Annotated in this window: 16 protein-coding genes and 5 pseudogenes; 6 read left to right on the top strand and 15 right to left on the bottom strand. The window is 42.8% G+C overall.

Features of this window, described 5'->3' with window-relative positions; all coding sequences use genetic code 11:
- Positions 1-120: 120 nt before the first annotated feature.
- Positions 121-294: a four helix bundle protein gene (locus J7439_RS27360; protein WP_353623113.1), complete on the bottom strand. Its 174-nt coding sequence runs from the start codon at positions 292-294 to the stop codon at positions 121-123.
- Between the two features lie 70 nt (positions 295-364).
- Between J7439_RS27360 and J7439_RS27355 the strand changes: the two are divergent.
- Positions 365-631, top strand: a pseudogene (locus tag J7439_RS27355) (helix-turn-helix domain-containing transcriptional regulator); the annotation flags it as partial.
- Between the two features lie 188 nt (positions 632-819).
- Here J7439_RS27355 and J7439_RS23520 read toward each other — a convergent pair.
- From J7439_RS23520 to J7439_RS23505, 4 genes are all read right to left on the bottom strand, one after another.
- Entirely contained in the window at positions 820-2,364 is a 1,545-nt protein-coding gene (locus J7439_RS23520; RefSeq protein WP_502950441.1) for a mannose-1-phosphate guanylyltransferase/mannose-6-phosphate isomerase, read from the bottom strand.
- Between the two features lie 28 nt (positions 2,365-2,392).
- Positions 2,393-2,449 (bottom strand): hypothetical protein, encoded by a 57-nt coding sequence (locus J7439_RS27350; RefSeq protein ID WP_502950440.1) that lies wholly within the window; start codon positions 2,447-2,449, stop codon positions 2,393-2,395.
- 77 nt (positions 2,450-2,526) lie between these two features.
- Complete coding sequence (vapC, locus tag J7439_RS23510; protein WP_209204490.1) at positions 2,527-2,931, bottom strand: type II toxin-antitoxin system VapC family toxin; 405 nt, start codon at positions 2,929-2,931, stop codon at positions 2,527-2,529.
- Entirely contained in the window at positions 2,932-3,138 is a 207-nt protein-coding gene (locus J7439_RS23505) for a type II toxin-antitoxin system VapB family antitoxin (protein WP_209204489.1), read from the bottom strand. It abuts the gene before it with no gap.
- A gap of 1,026 nt (positions 3,139-4,164) precedes the next feature.
- Here J7439_RS23505 and J7439_RS23500 point away from each other — a divergent pair.
- The 3 genes and pseudogenes from J7439_RS23500 to J7439_RS23490 all read left to right on the top strand — a co-directional run bounded on the left by J7439_RS23500 (position 4,165) and on the right by J7439_RS23490 (position 6,078).
- Positions 4,165-4,422: a type II toxin-antitoxin system Phd/YefM family antitoxin gene (locus tag J7439_RS23500; RefSeq protein WP_209204488.1), complete on the top strand. Its 258-nt coding sequence runs from the start codon at positions 4,165-4,167 to the stop codon at positions 4,420-4,422.
- Entirely contained in the window at positions 4,419-4,853 is a 435-nt protein-coding gene (locus J7439_RS23495; protein WP_209204487.1) for a type II toxin-antitoxin system VapC family toxin, read from the top strand. The genes J7439_RS23500 and J7439_RS23495 overlap by 4 nt, the downstream gene beginning before the upstream one ends.
- Positions 4,854-5,191: 338 nt before the next feature.
- A pseudogene (locus J7439_RS23490) lies at positions 5,192-6,078 on the top strand (IS110 family RNA-guided transposase).
- Between the two features lie 333 nt (positions 6,079-6,411).
- On the opposite strand, the pseudogene J7439_RS27345 reads toward J7439_RS23490, so the two are convergent.
- From J7439_RS27345 to J7439_RS23445, 10 genes and pseudogenes are all read right to left on the bottom strand, one after another.
- Positions 6,412-6,546: pseudogene (locus tag J7439_RS27345) on the bottom strand (IS1595 family transposase); the annotation flags it as partial.
- Positions 6,547-7,275: a 3-deoxy-manno-octulosonate cytidylyltransferase gene (gene kdsB / locus J7439_RS23485; protein ID WP_209204486.1), complete on the bottom strand. Its 729-nt coding sequence runs from the start codon at positions 7,273-7,275 to the stop codon at positions 6,547-6,549.
- Complete coding sequence (locus J7439_RS23480) at positions 7,276-7,923, bottom strand: HAD family hydrolase (protein WP_209204485.1); 648 nt, start codon at positions 7,921-7,923, stop codon at positions 7,276-7,278.
- A complete protein-coding gene (locus J7439_RS23475; RefSeq protein ID WP_209204484.1) occupies positions 7,907-9,526 on the bottom strand; it encodes a hydroxymethylglutaryl-CoA lyase-like TIM-barrel protein in 1,620 nt (539 codons plus the stop codon). The genes J7439_RS23480 and J7439_RS23475 overlap by 17 nt, the downstream gene beginning before the upstream one ends.
- Before the next feature lie 55 nt (positions 9,527-9,581).
- Positions 9,582-10,367 carry a WaaZ-like lipopolysaccharide core biosynthesis protein gene (locus J7439_RS23470; protein WP_209204483.1) on the bottom strand — a complete coding sequence of 262 codons (786 nt, stop codon included), beginning with the start codon at positions 10,365-10,367 and terminating at the stop codon, positions 9,582-9,584.
- A gap of 62 nt (positions 10,368-10,429) precedes the next feature.
- The gene (locus J7439_RS23465; protein ID WP_209204482.1) at positions 10,430-11,200 is read right to left on the bottom strand and encodes a glycosyltransferase family 2 protein; all 771 of its coding nucleotides are present in this window, start codon (positions 11,198-11,200) and stop codon (positions 10,430-10,432) included.
- Positions 11,200-12,204, bottom strand: a complete 1,005-nt coding sequence (locus tag J7439_RS23460) for an O-antigen ligase family protein (RefSeq protein ID WP_209204481.1) — start codon at positions 12,202-12,204, stop codon at positions 11,200-11,202. Before J7439_RS23460 ends, J7439_RS23465 begins: the two co-directional genes overlap by 1 nt.
- Before the next feature lie 238 nt (positions 12,205-12,442).
- A complete protein-coding gene (locus J7439_RS23455) occupies positions 12,443-13,390 on the bottom strand; it encodes a glycosyltransferase family protein (RefSeq protein ID WP_209204480.1) in 948 nt (315 codons plus the stop codon).
- A gap of 37 nt (positions 13,391-13,427) precedes the next feature.
- Positions 13,428-14,576 carry a glycosyltransferase gene (locus J7439_RS23450; protein ID WP_209204479.1) on the bottom strand — a complete coding sequence of 383 codons (1,149 nt, stop codon included), beginning with the start codon at positions 14,574-14,576 and terminating at the stop codon, positions 13,428-13,430.
- Between the two features lie 69 nt (positions 14,577-14,645).
- Positions 14,646-15,116: pseudogene (locus tag J7439_RS23445) on the bottom strand (polysaccharide biosynthesis protein); the annotation flags it as partial.
- Positions 15,117-15,713: 597 nt separating this feature from the next.
- On the opposite strand from J7439_RS23445, the gene J7439_RS23440 reads away from it, so the two are divergent.
- Together J7439_RS23440 and J7439_RS23435 are read left to right on the top strand one after the other, a co-directional pair.
- Complete coding sequence (locus J7439_RS23440) at positions 15,714-15,962, top strand: hypothetical protein (RefSeq protein ID WP_209204478.1); 249 nt, start codon at positions 15,714-15,716, stop codon at positions 15,960-15,962.
- A gap of 16 nt (positions 15,963-15,978) precedes the next feature.
- Positions 15,979-16,204 (top strand): annotated as a pseudogene (locus tag J7439_RS23435) (IS982 family transposase); the annotation flags it as partial.

Below are 16,204 nucleotides of genomic sequence, written 5' to 3'. Positions count from 1 at the left end.
CTGTTGATCGGTGATTGCAACCGAAAGATAGTTAAACAACCGGGGTTCCCTTGTCTTTTCTTGCATCGAACTCACGTTAGTTAAACAACCGGGGTTCCCTTGTCTTTTCTTGCATCGAACTCACGTTAAGTAATCTTTGTTGCTGCCCCGCCCAGTACCTTCTGCAATATTGGAAGGTACCGAAACAGCCGAACGCTTCATTTGGTCAGACAGGTTATAACGCTCAGAAACCGACAGCTGTGTCACAAAGTGATAGACATCCTTAACCAGCTCAATCGCTTTTTGCCAGACAATAAGGCCTCTAATGGTCTTTCATGATTTTTCCCTAACCTGACCCTGATTTTCCTTGCCAAAAGTAACATAAGCCGCAACCCTCTTCCTTAACGGTGAGCCCGATGCAGCCCGAATAATACTAAGAGACCTTGTCAATGCCACTGTCGGTTTCGAGCAGTTGGCGAATACTACCCAAAAATCCAGTAAAAGCCTGCATCGAATGTTATCGGGCAAGGGAAACCCCAGCATGGATAATCTGGCCGGTATATTTTCAGCATTGCGTGAGAACCTGAAGGTAACTCTGCAGGTTCAGATTGTACCTGAGCCAGAAGCTCCGGATAGGGAGATAAGACAATGAGCGTCCTGACCTTAGGAGTTATCCCTGAACAACTTCCTCTTTTTGGCCACGGAGGCACGGAGTCACAGAGGAAAAGATTTTTTCTTTTCTCCGTGCCTCCGTGACTCCGTGGCAAGTTTTTTTCTTTGCTGGATAACATCGGAAATGTGGAAGTTATTTCAGGACAGTTCCTTAGCGGGAAGCGACAATCACGCCCTACCGTAGGAATCCTCAAACCGGACAATATCATCCTCACCCAGATACCCACCACTCTGCACCTCAATCAATTCAAGGTCAAACTTGCCCGGGTTTTCCAACCGATGCACCACGCCAATGGGGATATAGGTGGACTGGTTTTCGGTCAGCAGAATTTCCTGATCACCATTGGTGACCAAAGCGGTACCTTTGACCACAATCCAGTGTTCGGCACGGTGATGGTGCATCTGCAAAGAGAGCTGTGCCCCCGGCTTAACGGTAATGCGCTTAACCTGGAAGCGGTCGCCCATATCGATGGAGTCATAAGCCCCCCAGGGGCGGTAAACTTTCCGATGCAGTTTTGCCTCAATCCGGTTTTCTGCCTTCAGTCGGTCAACGATCTTTTTAACATCCTGCACCCGATCCTTATGGGCCACCAGAATGGCATCATCGCTTTCGGTGATGATCAGATCCTCAACACCCACGGTAGCAATCAGTTTTTTCTCACTGCGCACATAGGTGTTGCGGGTATCCTGCAACAGAACGTCACCCTGAAAAGCGTTACCGGACTCATCTTTTTCACAGATATCTGCCAACGATGTCCAGGAGCCTACATCGGTCCAACCCGCATCAAGAGGAACGACAACGGAGTCGGTGGTTTTTTCCATCACGGCATAATCGATAGATTCATCCGGGCAAGTATGAAATGCGGCTTCATCCAATCGAACAAAATCCAGATCAGTGCTCTCAACTGCCATCGCCTTTTCACAGGCTTGCAGAATATCGGGGCGGAACTTGTTCAGCTCTTCCAGGTAGCGGGAGGCCTTAAACAGGAACATGCCGGAGTTCCAATAATAGTCACCTGAGGCCAGATAACCCTGAGCGGTTTCCAGATCGGGCTTTTCAACAAATTGCTCAACAGGCATACAAGACGATTGTTGGCCACGGAGACACGGAGACACGGAGTTTTCTTTTAAAAGCTTTTCTTCTTTTCTCCGTGCCTCCGTGCGACCGCCAGGGATGGCGGAAGTGCCGATGTTGTCGGGAACATTCATCGGCTCTCCGTGGCTAACAGAGGCTTTTATATACCCGTAGCCCGTTTCCGGATGAGTAGGCACAATCCCAAAGGTCACCAGCTTGCCATCTCTTGCCGCCGGTAATGCAGCTTCAACAGCCTGATGAAATGCCTGAACATTCTGAATCACATGGTCCGCCGCCAATACCAGCAGTAATGGGTCTTTTTCTTCAGACAGGGATTGAGCTTTCAGGGCCGCCAGAGCCACCGCCGGTGCCGTGTTTTTTCCGACAGGTTCAAGAATAATGGCTGAAGCCTGCCGACCCATCTGGCGGATTTGCTCTGCCACCAGGAAGCGGTGTTCTTCATTGGCAATGACCAAAGGAGCAGAAACCGAATCCAGGCCATCTAATCGGGAGACGGTGTTCTGCAACATGGTTTGCTCATTAACCAGCGGCAGAAACTGTTTTGGGTATAAAGAACGGGACTGGGGCCAGAGGCGACTGCCGGAGCCGCCCGACATAATGACAGGTATTAAATTCATAGAGGTTATTTGCCACGGAGGCACGGAGTCACAGAGTTTCGATGGAGTCATAAGCACCCCATGGGCGATAAACCTTCCGATGCAATTTGTTTAAGAACGGTTTTCTGCTTTCAGCCGGTCATTGATTTTTTAAGATTCTGTATGGTGTGGTGTCGAAGAATTTTAATACTGACTCGCGTTGACACAAATCAGCTTTGAGCACTTTTCAATAGCATCAAAATCGCGATCTCTGTGCAAGAGAGGGAGAGTATAATGAATCGCGGTGACAGCAATAAGACAATCCACACTTTTACGAACAGTAATACCTCTCTTTCTGGCACTTCTATACAGCATGGCAGAATCAATAAACAGCTGATCTGATATCGAGTAACTGGCAAGTGGCGAAAGATAACTTTCCGTTTTTTTGCATTCATCGTCTGCCCGAATACCCTGGAGCACTTCCATAAGTATCACCGGACAGGTGGCAACCCGACCTTCTTGTAACAACTTCACAAGATAGTGCACTTGCGGGTTTTCAACATCATTGAAAAAATCAACCCAGACACTGGTATCAACCAAAATATCCATTCAGCGGGTTTCTCTCATATCATCAAGATTCCCAACCCAGGCGACCTTCCCTTTTAACGACAGGATTTGTTTCTGCTTTTCTCTGCGCACCAGCTCCTGTAAGGCATAGTTCACAAGCTCACGCCGCGAGCCAAGGCCTGAAAGCTCGAGGGCTTCACGCATCAAATCCTGATCAATGACGATATTAGTTCTTGCATGGGAGGACATAAATACACCTTTTTTGAGAATTATGGTGTATTCATAATAGTCCGCAAAAAAATAACAAGCAACTATGTCCCTCAAACCTCACAACCCATCACGCCCACCCACAAGTATCCTCACCGCGCACACAGGTATTTCATGAAAACGACGGTGGTTATGCATAATGAAAGAACCGACCCCGGTTTGCCATCCTTGCGGGCCAGTTGATAGGCCTGTAAAAGCCAGTTGTAGTCCATGTATTGATTTAGCGAGGTGAAAGCCATGGCTCGGTTGTTTCTGGCCAGTGTGGCTATCCGTCTCTGTTTCGTTGACACAAACATAAGGTTTCAATGTACCTCTTGTGTTTCCCACAAACGGTTCAACAACTATGATGTCCCCTTTCCTCGTCCGGGTCCTCCTGAGCAGAGTTCCCCGTTGTCATCAGTACTATGGGACACTAAGACTTCCAGTACCTACTATCCGGTCACTTATGGATTCGCTTCCGGACTCCTGAGAGTTGCTTCATATTTGCTTCGCCGGGCCTGAAGCAAAACCCAACGACCAGGTTCTGTTCAGCCATAGAACCAATGGCTACTTAACTCAGGTCAGCACTGGATCTCGCAGGTTCCTGAGAAATCCATCCTGTACCTTTGCCCCGGTCTCTGACTCCGGCCAGACTGATTATGTCTCACCAAATCGACATTTCAGTGCTGGCCCCACCTCTTGAACAACAAGGCCTCCAGCAAAGCGTCAATTTCGGAGCTCAATCCCGCGGCTTTAGTACCTGCTGTTTACGCTTCAAAGCCAAGGTTACCCATGACTAAGCAAAACTCGCTTCCGGCTGATGGTTAATCTTTACCGGGTGGGAGTCGAACCCACTGGATTTCAACGAATGATTTCAGTTCACAGAACCTCCCACATTCTCAGGCTTCGCCTGTCGCCATCAAGACCTGCCCCCCGGTTTCGTTCCTGGAACAGCTTGCGGGCTACCTTGACGCTGAAATCTGGTCAGACTAGTCTTTTCAAGTCATCATCAATTACAAGGGGCTTATCATGGCAAACCAGTGGCAACTCCAGGAAGCAAAAAGCAAGTTCAGTCACATAGTAGAAAAGGCCTGTAATGAAGGCCCTCAATTTGTCACCAAACACGGTGATAACGCAGTGGTGGTGATCTCTTACGATGATTACCAGAGAATGGTCCTGCCTGAAAACAACCTGGTTGACTTTTTACGCAGCTCACCTTTTGCAGGCACCACAGAGACAGAAGAGTTTACCAGAGACAAAGAGATGCCGAGGGATATTGAACTGTGAAATATCTACTCGATACCTGCGTATTATCCGAAGCGTTCAAAAAAAAACCAAACCCGCAAGTGATCGATTGGTTAGGAAGTGTGGATGAACAAAGTCTTTACCTTTGTGTATTAACTTTGGGAGAGATTGAAAAAGGAGTCGAAAAAAATAAAGACCCTGCCCGGCGAAGAAAATTGCGCAACTGGCTGGAGTTTGACCTTAAAGACAGATTTAGACACCGAATCCTGTCAGTGGACTTAGATGTGTCCCTTAAATGGGGTGCTATTCAAGCCGAAGCCGAACTGGCGGGCACCCCAATACCAGCTATTGATGGGTTAATTGCAGTGACAGGTTTAGTCCATAATTGCACAGTGGTTACCCGGAACATCGATGATATGCGACAGAGCCAGGCTGAGCTGTTTAACCCATGGGATGAGCCCTGTTTTCGATGATTTGTGAATGCTCCTGATGGCCTACGTTCTGGCACACTTACTTTCGAAGAGTGGGACTAAAAGCGTGGTCAACAAAAAGGACTCAGGTCTTTGTGTAAAATTCTATCGTTTATAAGCCAAGTAAGAAATTGAGAGTAGAGTTGTTAAGATTAGAAAGGGGAATTTGAGGCATGCCTTACATTGTGAAAATGCCTTCTTTATTATCTTTATATACGACAAAAGTTGTGCACAAAGAAAGACCTAATGGGATGGTTCGCCCCGCTCCCAAAACGGCTTCAAATGAACCAGGATAAAATGAGTTGTGCAGACATCATTCATAATAAGAAACGGAGCGAACCATGGGCAAGCATAACAAATCAGGATCTCAGCAAAAAGGTCAGGTGGCATTTCTCGGAATTGATTTGAGCAAAAAGAGTTTCCAGCTTCATGGCGTTGATTCCAAGGGCAATGTGGTCATCAAAAAGAAACTCAACCGTAAGGTGCTTTTACCCTTTATTGCCAACTTGCCTGAATGTGCTATTGGCATTGAAGCCTGTGGTGGCTCACACTACTGGTGTCGTAAGTTTACCGAGTTGGGGCTTGACGTTCACATTATGGCTCCCCAGTTTGTGAAGCCCTATGTAAAGTCAAACAAGAATGACGCTGCTGATGCTGAAACCATTTTGAAGCCATGCAACGTCCCAATATGCGCTTTGTACCCACTAAAACTATTGAGCAACAGGACATTCAGAGCCTGCATAGAATACGCAGCCAGGCTGTGGCCAGAAGAACAGCATTGGGTAACCAGATAAGAGGGTTATTAATGGAGTACGGAGTTCCAAAGGGAATATCCTATATCCGTAAACAGATCCCACTGGTTCTGGAAGATGCTGAAAATGGTTTAACAGCGCTGTATGCAGCGATTGGTGACATAACAGCATTTAAAAATGGTCGGGAAATGGCAGCCTGGCTTGGACTGGTACCCAAACAACAGTCTACCGGTGGCGTACCCACTTTACTGGGGATTAGTAAACGGGGCGATACCTACCTGCGAACCCTGTTGATACACGGTGGCAGAACCGTTGTCAGGGTAGCCGATAAACACGACGATCGACGTAATAACTGGATTAAAGAGCTTGACCAGCGCAGGGGCAAGAATATATCAGCGGTGGCTGTTGCCAATAAAAATGCTCGCATTGCCTGGGCTGTGTTAACCAAGAAAGAACCCTACAGGGCAGCAGCATGAGCATCGGCATCAAGCTATTAAACATTTGTCGTTAGACAAGAAAAGCAAGAGCGGTTAATCAGTGTAAGAAGCCTGCAACGAGTTGCGCGGATAAAGTTCAAATGATGGCATAAAAGGTAAGACCTGCATTCCCTTGAACCTGACCGGGGTCAGGGCCCATAGAGGCCGAAGACCTGATGAGGTGGGAGTGAGCGGATTCCATCAGGGCCAGAGGCATTGAGACCTCACCCCAAAGGCCGGATTCTTTATTAAGAGAGTGGAAGCATTACTCTTTAGTCATGATGGAAAACTTATCCTTGCAAAGCGGGGCGGACCATATATGACCCCGATTTTGTTAACATGAACCTCGTAAATAACGTCTTTGTCATCATCACGGGCGTATTCACCTTTGCCGTGATAGACCGTTTTATGCCTGAAACCCCAACTTTCAAGATCATCATCATAGATATTGTATTCATCGGTATAAACTTACCTTGTGCTCATTAATAATCTAACACCCTCTAAATCTTCGGGCGTATCAACAGCCATACTGGAGTTATCAACTTCGACCATATTTACATTGATATCATTTTCAAGAAATCGCAGTATTTCTATATCTTCAATATATTCTAAAGGCGTTTTTTCCTGATGACTCAGGAAGAAATGAAGATGTTCTTTTGAAAAAGCATAGATACAAACTTGTTTATAAGAAAGACAAACGTTACCATTCTTTGACATTGGCAAGGCTGACCTACTCATGTAAAGCAAATTTCCAGTTTTACTAACTACAACTTTTGGTATCGTTGTAGAAAATACATCCTCAGATTGAATCCTAGTATAGGCATTAATGACAAAATCTGGTTTTTGAAGGTAGCGTTCACGTACTCTCACAATATCATCAGGATTGATCATTGGCTCATCACCCTGAACATTAATGATAAAATCTTTTTCTAGTTGCAAGTTAGCCTCAGCAACACGATCTGTACCTGTCAAACAATCTGGTGACGTACGAATAACTTGTCCCCCAAACCCGGTCACCACCTCCTCAATCCGATCATCGTCAGTAGCTATATAGACAAGTGATTTATCTTCAGCTTGAGTACATTTTTCCCACACATGCTGAATCATCGTTTTTCCATTAATATCAGCCAGTGGTTTTCCAGGGAATCGACTGGATTTATATCTTGCGGGAATTACAATTGCATATTTTTTATGCATTTAAAGATCCTCAAAGCTATCAATAATCAAATACTGTTTTTGAGAACAGACTCCTTTCATAATATCTTTTACTTTTGAAAAAGGGGAATAGAAGATAAAGTCTATATTATTTTCTTCAGCAGATTCCAAGTCGGAAAAAGAGTCGCCAATTATTACTATTTTTTTTGACCCGCTATTATTTACAATCTTCCTGATATTATTAGACTTCGTTTCCGGTGAGCCATAAACTTCAACAAACTTGCTGTAAATATTTAGAGTTTTAAAAACATCTCTTAACTCAGACTCATCAGAGCCACTAGCAATATACAAAGGAGATTTTAAAGTATCAACAAAATTAATAAAGCCCGGTGATAAACGATCTAACGTGTATAGATTCTTACATTGCTTACTATACTCGTTCAAAATATGATTATATTGAGAATCACTAAACTCAGGACCCTGCTGTAAAATATGATCCAAGAAATACTGAACATGATGATACCTGGACTTACCGAAGTTTTCTGAAAAGTAGCCAATACACTGCTCTACCTCTCTGTCAGAAAAATCAAACAATGCTCTGCGCATAGCATCTAACTTCAATTCATTTGAATCAAAAACAACACCATCACAGTCAAAAACATAAATATCATAATCATATATTTGGTGCATAAATTGACCCCTGCCTAACAGGATAGCTGGTAGGTGTCAGTGCCACGATATTTAGATCAAAATTAAAATTATTAATCTTTACAAAAATATCCAGCATCTCAGATTGTCTGGGATCATGACCATCATAGCCATCGAAACCAACAAGTTCTATTGAGTTTGCATTACCGTTAATTGCTACAGCTATAACGTAACCAGCAGTAATTTCATAAGGAACTCTACAGCTTTTATCCAGCACCTCAAATCTATTAGCATCTACGACCAAACCGTAATCAAATATTTCCGACTCTGAACTAATTGCAGACAACTCCTGTTCCGTAAATCTATGCCTTGGTAATATCAAAGGTGTTTTAATCTTTAAATACTTACTCTGTTCAGAAAGAAACTTTGCATTATGTGAAACACAATAAAAATCAACTAACTTCTCATCAATATCTGAATTTATATTTATTGCTATAACTACAGGGTTGTTTACCTTAATATAATCCTCAATACCATCTTTGTACTTAATAATGCTTGGCCCACTACCAACAATTAATACCTTCTGACCTTCGAATCTATTTTTCAGCAGATCACTCCCGCTTAATGGATTTTCAGGAGCATTTAGTTCAAGAGCCTCTTCAAGCAATTGCCCTGTATAGCTGGAAGCTTTTACCTTACTGAGGTATTTAATAGCACCGATAATCTCGTCAGGCCCATACCGATCATCAGATATTAACTTTTGTACATATGTTGGGTGAATATCATTTTGAGCCCCAATAAAATATAGCAAGTTACTGCCCCACCCATATCGTTTTTGCATAACATCGAAATACTTAATCACTAGCTCATAAACCGGATCAGCAGAATATTTATCAGAAATCTTGGAAAAGGCTGCCAACAGATTTTCTGTCTGAGCATTTCCCGCTCCTCTGCCCATCCCTGTTACAGTAACATCTAACCAACTGACTCCTGCCTCGATAGCAGAAAATGTATTGTCCAGAGCCTTAGCCATGTTGTTGTGTGTGTGTATACCAACTTCACTCTTCCAGATTTTATGAATACATCGAGCTATGCGCTGCACCTCTTTGCGATCCATATTACCAAAGGAGTCAGCAAAATAAAGAACATCAACCCTTCCCCAATTTTTTATCTGCCCGACTTTGTCTTCTATAATTGAGTCAGGTTTCCCCCCTGCCTGCATTAAATTAAAGCCAACTAAATAACCTTTTTCTTTCAAAATCTTTACTATTTCTTGGGACTTTTCGACCTCAGCAAAGTGAGCTGCAATACGGACAAGATCAACCTTACTATCACTTGAGTTAGAAAAAAGCTTATCTACGGACTCTCTTACTGAATATTTTGAGTCAAAAATTGTTTTTGCATCTATCATCACGCCATAGGTAGGACCTTCAGGCAGCTCTAGAGAATTAAGAAACATATCCGTCGTGTACGCGAAAGGTCCGAGAAATGTATCTTTAGGAAAATTCCTTAACCCAAGTTCAACATAATCAATTTTTGCTTCAGAAACTGCCTTCAAATATTTATTAACAAGATCAGCCTCAAAATCCCAATTATTGTAATAACCACCATCCCTAAGAGTACAATCAAGCAAATTAATATTCACAGATAAACCTCACAATATAAAAAAATGATATTTTTAGAGCAGAAATAAAAGATGGCTAACTATAAAGATCACTCACCGACCTCTTTTCTAAAATACTGTTATCCAGTCGGCTATTAATAGATAGATTATAAAATTTGATATTTTTAAGTTGACTCACTTTTGATAAAAACTTGAATGATGGCACTATAAATCTATCAAAACTCTCGTCTAATGTTGATGCTATTGCATTAGAGCCTGACTCATAAAATCGATTAGACCCAGCCAAGTCCAAACCGGAAAAATATATAGATGAATAACCTAGGTAACAAGATATCTGCGCAGCAACATAGGGAATTGTTCTTGCAGAAAAATACCCTCTTTCAAGATCTAGTGAAAAGCCCAACTTCCTAAACTTCGCACTCACTAACCCCCTTGGACTCTGAAGAACTTCTTTTGAAAAAAAACTTTTAAAAAATTGCAACCATGGATTTAATCCCCCATCAATACCAGTATCATAGCGATGTATAATACATATTCTTTTCCCTTTTATATCTCCGTAATAATTTTTACTAAGCGTTTCATATATCATCTTGGAAACAAAAGATATCTTGGCATTGCTTATCGCATCAATAACTAATTGTGTCCTTTCTTCCAGAACAAAATGGTCGTCAATTGCATAGTAGTAATTATATCTTTTATCTTCTGGTAAAGCCAAAATTGAACCATTTACCATAAAGAAATCAAACCCAGATAATCTATTAAAATCTATACCAGATACAGATGGCCCAGAAGCAACGACCATTACTCTGCCGTGAGTAGTGTCTTTTACAGAAACAGGATTTATCAGGTCTACATTTTTCATATTTTTAATCTTTTCAAATACACAAAATGTTAAATCTTAAGAATTACCCTGAGGATAAAAAATTAGCTATTTATTAAAAGTCCTAATGCAAACCCGAAAATTGATAGCATCAGTTTGACCAGAAGAGATTTATACTTGCGTTTACGCTTTTTCTGTTTTTCCCTAACATCCTCTACATGCTCACCAAAGCCCGTATGCAAAACCGCATCATTTTCCAAAATGGCTGCATAGTAACCCAACTGAGCATAATGTCGAGACAGCTCTTTCTCGCTGGGAAAAGACGAATAGCTCTTTATCCCTGTATAATCAGAAACCCGCTTAAGCCCCGGGTTAAACGAGAATCCCTGCCAGTCCTCTTTTTCAGAGCCAAGCGGGTAATAGTAAACATCACTTACCTGCTTACGCTCCTTTAAAAAGTGATAAGGGCTATGAATAGCAATATCGTGATGAAAACTTCGCAACCACACCTGAATGATTTTTTTATCGGTATCCATCACACTCATAGAGTCTTCGATAAAACCCGGCCGATAGAATGACCAGTCATCTTCACAATGAAAGATATAATCTGTCGTTACTTTTGAATAGGCCAAGTCTATTGACTTGATTTGCCCAAGCTTAGGGTTATTGATAATTAACTGAACCCGGTCACGAATACTTTCAGGCAGAAAATCCCGCACAGATTCATCACCAGAATCTTCAGTAATTATGATCTCTCTCACTGGATAGGTGTTATACAAGATAAACGACTCCAGTGTTTGCTGCAAATGCTCAAATCTGCCACAGCTGGTTATCACTAAAGTAACATTGCTGTCTTTACTAAAAATACTTCCCATTATTTGTTCGACTCCTGATTGATTCTGGTCTGGCCATCAATAATGGCAAGAGGAAGAATCAGGCAAATCCATGTGATATTCAAATTATCCAAAATATTTTTCCCATCCAGCAGGAAAAATGCGGAGGAAGCAGCCACACCATAAAACCAGGGCGACATAATCTTCCAGTTGGCAGTAAATGCCCTCAATTGCAGAGCCAATAAGGCAGTAAGGCTGAGCGGCCCAAGGTAGACAAGCAACGAAGAATAAATACTATGGGGATGCGCAATAGGGTGCCCACCACTCAGGGTGGATTTGAACTCATAGCCATACCCACAACCGCTCAGTAAATTACAATCCAGATATTCAGACCAGACGATCCTATAAAGCTCTAACCGATAACTATCACCTCTTGCCATCAGCACATCAAAAAGATTCATTTGATTAATTAGCACACCACCTATCACTACTAACAAAGCTGCAATGATTCCAGCTTTGCCAATATTGAAATTATTCGACGCAAACACCAGAATCAAAAAGGCACCAGCACCCAATAACCCGGCAATTCCACTTCTTGTTTGAAATAAACTTTGTATAACGAGAATCAATAGAATAACAATACTGCCTAGTACTGGTTGTAAACGTTTAGGAAGCGCCATAATCCCCGTCACCGTGAAACATACCAACAGCATGCAGACATGAATAGGGTTGCCAAAACGAAAGGTTTCCCAAAAATTCGGACGAACGGATAATGGCTCCGCATTGACTACAAAGTGGATAAACAACAAAGCCACGCTGAAAGTAATGCTTAACCCCATCATCCAGAGAGCGAGTTTATCAGGATTAATTATTTGCCTTGCTACAAGAGAACTGATGACAGACCAGAAACACACTAAATAGATAGGATACTTAACGGCCTTAAGAGGTTCCTGCTGGAATGCAAATACACTCATCACAGCAACAAAGCCAAAAAACCAAGGTGCCAAAACACCCAAACAATAATTCGTTCTTTCCCTTGTCGCCAAACTGATCAGGAATGGCAGTAGTACGAGAATATAAAATATATTATTCCCGAACTTACTGGAAATAGGTATGAAACTGCCTACGAGTATGAGCAACAAACCCAATGTCATCAATTTTGTAAAAAAGCTGACATCCTCTGGAAATTTCACGGGGGAAATGTTTAACACTGGGGCACCCAAAAACTACAAGACTTGATAAACCACAAAAACGGCATTACTGTCGTTTAAAATGAAAGAGTTGTCAACTATAAGAATATTGATTAAAAAACAACACTCTTTTTTTACAAGGTATTCTCAAAGGAGGTATTAGCGCAGTTGCGAACCGGCTTGCAGCCCTTTTGTAAGTATACTCCTGCTCTGCGAGTTGCTGACCACTTGCGGCGATGCTCTGTGTTTTTTCTTCATCCAACCGAAGTGCGTGAAGCTTGCTTCGCAACTCATCAAGAGACCGATAAAGTACTATATTTTCCATATCCTTAAAGCCAAGAACTCTATTCTCCTCTTCCCCCTGATCCCAGGCCAGAACAACACAGCCTGCCGCCATTGCCTCGAAGTTTTTTATCATATACTCACCCATTCCGATGTCAGCACTGATAAAAAACTTTACTCGATTAAGAGTGGCAACATAATCATCACCTGATTTTGTGCGTGTAATCAGCAAAGGCTCTCTGGTTGAAAGCTGCTCAAGAAATACCTTCCTTTGGGTGTAGGTTTTATTCTTTATGCTTCCGATAAAACCCAGCTCAATATCTCTAACCTGGTGATGGTTTTTGATTAACACATCGTCATAACATTTGGGAACAAAAACAGCATCGACACCTTCAGCCTGTAGCTTCTGAGAAACCGTATAACCAGACGACAGAACACGAACCCACGGAATTTTTTTGTAATGCCGTGAAAACGTGCCCTTGTATTTACTCTTGCTGTAGTTCTGGTAGGCGTCGTGCTCAAGAAAAACGAGATTCGGGATGGTTCTCAGAAAAGCCACTTGTCGGATCTCTTTTTTGAAACGCAGAAACAGCACTATGCGATCATAATCTTCACATTTTATCTGCCGCTCAAAATAAGCTTTCAGATTTGTCTGTTCCTCTGACGACAGGCGCATAATCGTCGCTTCATCAAACTGACTGGCAATCTCTGCATAAAATCGATCAAGAATTATACGCTGTTCATCCTGAACCAGTAACAATAGCTTCAATGTCTAAGCTCCACAGCAGGGTCAAACCCTACCCAGAAAATGGTTGGACAAAAGGAAGTTGCCAAAATGCTACACGGACAGCTTCATCTGAAAAATGACTTGTCAGCCTGTTCTCCATGGCCTGGGCGGCCACTTGTCTTTGCTCACTATTAATGGACAGCATCTTTTGCATTGCTCTGGCAAGCTCCGAAAAATCGCCTAAATCAAAAGTCATGCCTGTATTGCCAACCACTTCGGGTGCCCCACCGGTATTGCAGGCTGCAATTGGAATGCCTGCCATCATTGCTTCCAGCAGAACCATGCCAAATGGTTCATGATCCGATGTGAGAATATAGCTATCAAACGCCCGAAAGTAATTTCCCGCATCGGGGATCACGCCTGTAAAACGAGTTTGTTCTTCTATACCCAACGTTTTGACTTCTGCCTTTAACGACTCTTCAAGCCGCCCCTTGCCAACAATCACCAACAGTGCTTTTGGATGCTCTTTGCAAATAAGGGCAAACGCTTTAAGAAGGGTTGATTGATCTTTGTCGGGATGCAATCTGCCTACATTGGCAAAAACAAAAGCATCATCCGGCAGGTTCAAAATTCGCCTTGCCTCTTCCCGAGCCATCAAATAAGACTTTTGCTGTTGAATATCAATCCGGTTATAGAGTGTGACAATATTTTCTTCCGGAAAATTTGGCAGACAAGCGCGAATATCATCCCTTACCGCATTAGAGACTCCAATCAAAGCAAGATTATTCTGCTGTCTCTGAGTATAAAATCTCCTACCCCAACGCTTATAGCCTCCAAAGGCATGCTGAACCCCGATAACAAACAAATTGGGGACATGAGTTGCAATATAAACAGACTTGAATCGGTGGGCTATGCAAAACTCGTAATGTCGTTTGGAACACAGTTCACGAACCTGACGAATTTGCTTTAACTTCAGGCCTCGAATATCTTTTGAGGTATTTTCAAGAAACACTACCTCATCGGAACCGACAAGCCCTGCGACCTGTTTATTTTTTTTACCCGTCAAAAATACTGTGGCAACCTTATATTCCGTTCCGGAAAATAAAGCAACGTATTGACGGGCAACATCATGAAAAGGCATGTCATAGCCATGACATAGTTGTATCACCCACTTATTCTGAATGTTCTCAGGTGAACTCCCCCTGATTTCATCGGGCATATAAATTGTACTCCGTGGAGAAGCTTGCCTGGTTATAAAGATAAAAAAACCAAAACATAGCAGCTACTGTTAAGCAGTCTCAAGCTGGTGAGATTTCTTGTCACCTACTTTTTTAGCAGAGGGCTGGCACAGCCAGTCAACCAGGATACTGTCCGGAGTGAAACCCGAAACGAAATCAACCATAATGCCTCTTGCCTTATCATAGTCATGATGCTCTATTGAGAGCAGTATCCTTTCAATACCCTGAGTCAGTATCCCCCAGTCAGAACTCTCTTCCACCGCTCGGTATATCAAGGGATGATGGGTCTCACTGACATTGTCGCCAATCAAAAGCTCCTCATAAAGCTTTTCACCAGGGCGCAAACCAGTATATTGGATTTCAATATCGCCCTCTGGATTATCAACATTCTTTTCAACAAAACCAGACAATCGAGTCATATGTCTTGCCAAATCGGCAATTCTAACGGGTTCGCCCATATCCAACAGAAAAACATCACCACCCCCCATAGATCCAGCCTGGATAACTAACTGAGCGGCTCCGACAACGGGTAACGAACAGCGGCTTTATCTGAACTACTTTGAAATACCAAAAGGATTGACGGTAAAAACTGCAAAATCTCAAATTGAGATATAAGGTTAACAATGCATATCATTGCAAAGCGAAAGTTCTCTGAAGCGCCAAGAAAGTACCCGCAGCACACCGGGGCCATTATGGAAGCCTACCAGGAATTGAATTAAAGCAACTTAGTGGATATTCATTCCTTACAGCAGGTCTTCAAAACGGCAGAGCGTTTCCTTATGACAAAGATGCCTATGTCATCGATATTGCCGGTAACCACATCCGGCTATTGGCATTATTTACTTTATGAATCAGAAGCTCTTTGTAAAGCACATTGTTGACCACAAGGGGTACGATAAAATCACCAAACGCTACCGGAAAGGAGGAAGTCTGTGAACCTGAACGGTTCAAAAGGCATGGCCGAATTAACACGGCGTTTTCACCATTTACTGGAAGTTGCCCCCTTTCTGGAAGGCATCAATAAAGACAACGAATATCAATAGGCCCTTGATGCCACGGAACTGCTGTACAGAACCATCGGCGATAACCCGAATGATCCCAGAAATCTCCTTCTGGGCATGATCGCCCAGAAAATAGAGCACTACGAATACCAGACAGATCCCGTGCTTTCCCAGTGGGACCAACAGGCTGGGGCAATTGCCCTGATCAAAGAATTAATGCGCCAGCATGGCCTGACTCAGGCCGAACTGCCAGAGATCGGCAGTCAGGGTGTTGTTTCGGAAGTATTAAACGACGTGAGTTCGATGCAAGAAAAGACAAGGGAACCCCAGTGGTTTAACTATCTTTCGGTTGCAATCCACAGATAGCTAACCGGAGGCTCCCATGTCTATGACCAGTGTATTCTGTGATGTTGATGATTTCTGTCTGGTTTTTGAACCAGAATGGCATAAGCGGCTTATCTGCAATACCAAAAAGCCTCTTGTTATATCGAAGCTCTCGCTCAGTGAAATAATGACTATCATCATTTGCTTTCATCAGAGCGCTTTCCGAGATTTCAAACATTACTACCAGAATCTCATTGTGCGACATAAGTCAGACTATTTTCCAA

Origin of the sequence: Salinisphaera sp. G21_0 (genome assembly GCF_017744115.1) — a bacterium.
GTDB lineage: Bacteria > Pseudomonadota > Gammaproteobacteria > Pseudomonadales > Endozoicomonadaceae > Endozoicomonas.
This window is presented reverse-complemented; position numbering and strand designations above follow the sequence as displayed.

Excerpts from the sequence above, each read along its gene's own strand:
- J7439_RS23520 (WP_502950441.1), bottom strand. The coding sequence starts at position 2,364 with ATGAATTTAATACCTGTCATTATGTCGGGCGGCTCCGGCAGTCGCCTC.
- vapC (WP_209204490.1), bottom strand. The coding sequence starts at position 2,931 with ATGGATATTTTGGTTGATACCAGTGTCTGGGTTGATTTTTTCAATGAT.
- J7439_RS23505 (WP_209204489.1), bottom strand. The coding sequence starts at position 3,138 with ATGTCCTCCCATGCAAGAACTAATATCGTCATTGATCAGGATTTGATG.
- J7439_RS23500 (WP_209204488.1), top strand. The coding sequence starts at position 4,165 with ATGGCAAACCAGTGGCAACTCCAGGAAGCAAAAAGCAAGTTCAGTCAC.
- kdsB (WP_209204486.1), bottom strand. The coding sequence starts at position 7,275 with ATGCATAAAAAATATGCAATTGTAATTCCCGCAAGATATAAATCCAGT.
- J7439_RS23480 (WP_209204485.1), bottom strand. The coding sequence starts at position 7,923 with ATGCACCAAATATATGATTATGATATTTATGTTTTTGACTGTGATGGT.
- J7439_RS23470 (WP_209204483.1), bottom strand. The coding sequence starts at position 10,367 with ATGAAAAATGTAGACCTGATAAATCCTGTTTCTGTAAAAGACACTACT.
- J7439_RS23465 (WP_209204482.1), bottom strand. The coding sequence starts at position 11,200 with ATGGGAAGTATTTTTAGTAAAGACAGCAATGTTACTTTAGTGATAACC.
- J7439_RS23450 (WP_209204479.1), bottom strand. The coding sequence starts at position 14,576 with ATGCCCGATGAAATCAGGGGGAGTTCACCTGAGAACATTCAGAATAAG.
- J7439_RS23440 (WP_209204478.1), top strand. The coding sequence starts at position 15,714 with ATGATCGCCCAGAAAATAGAGCACTACGAATACCAGACAGATCCCGTG.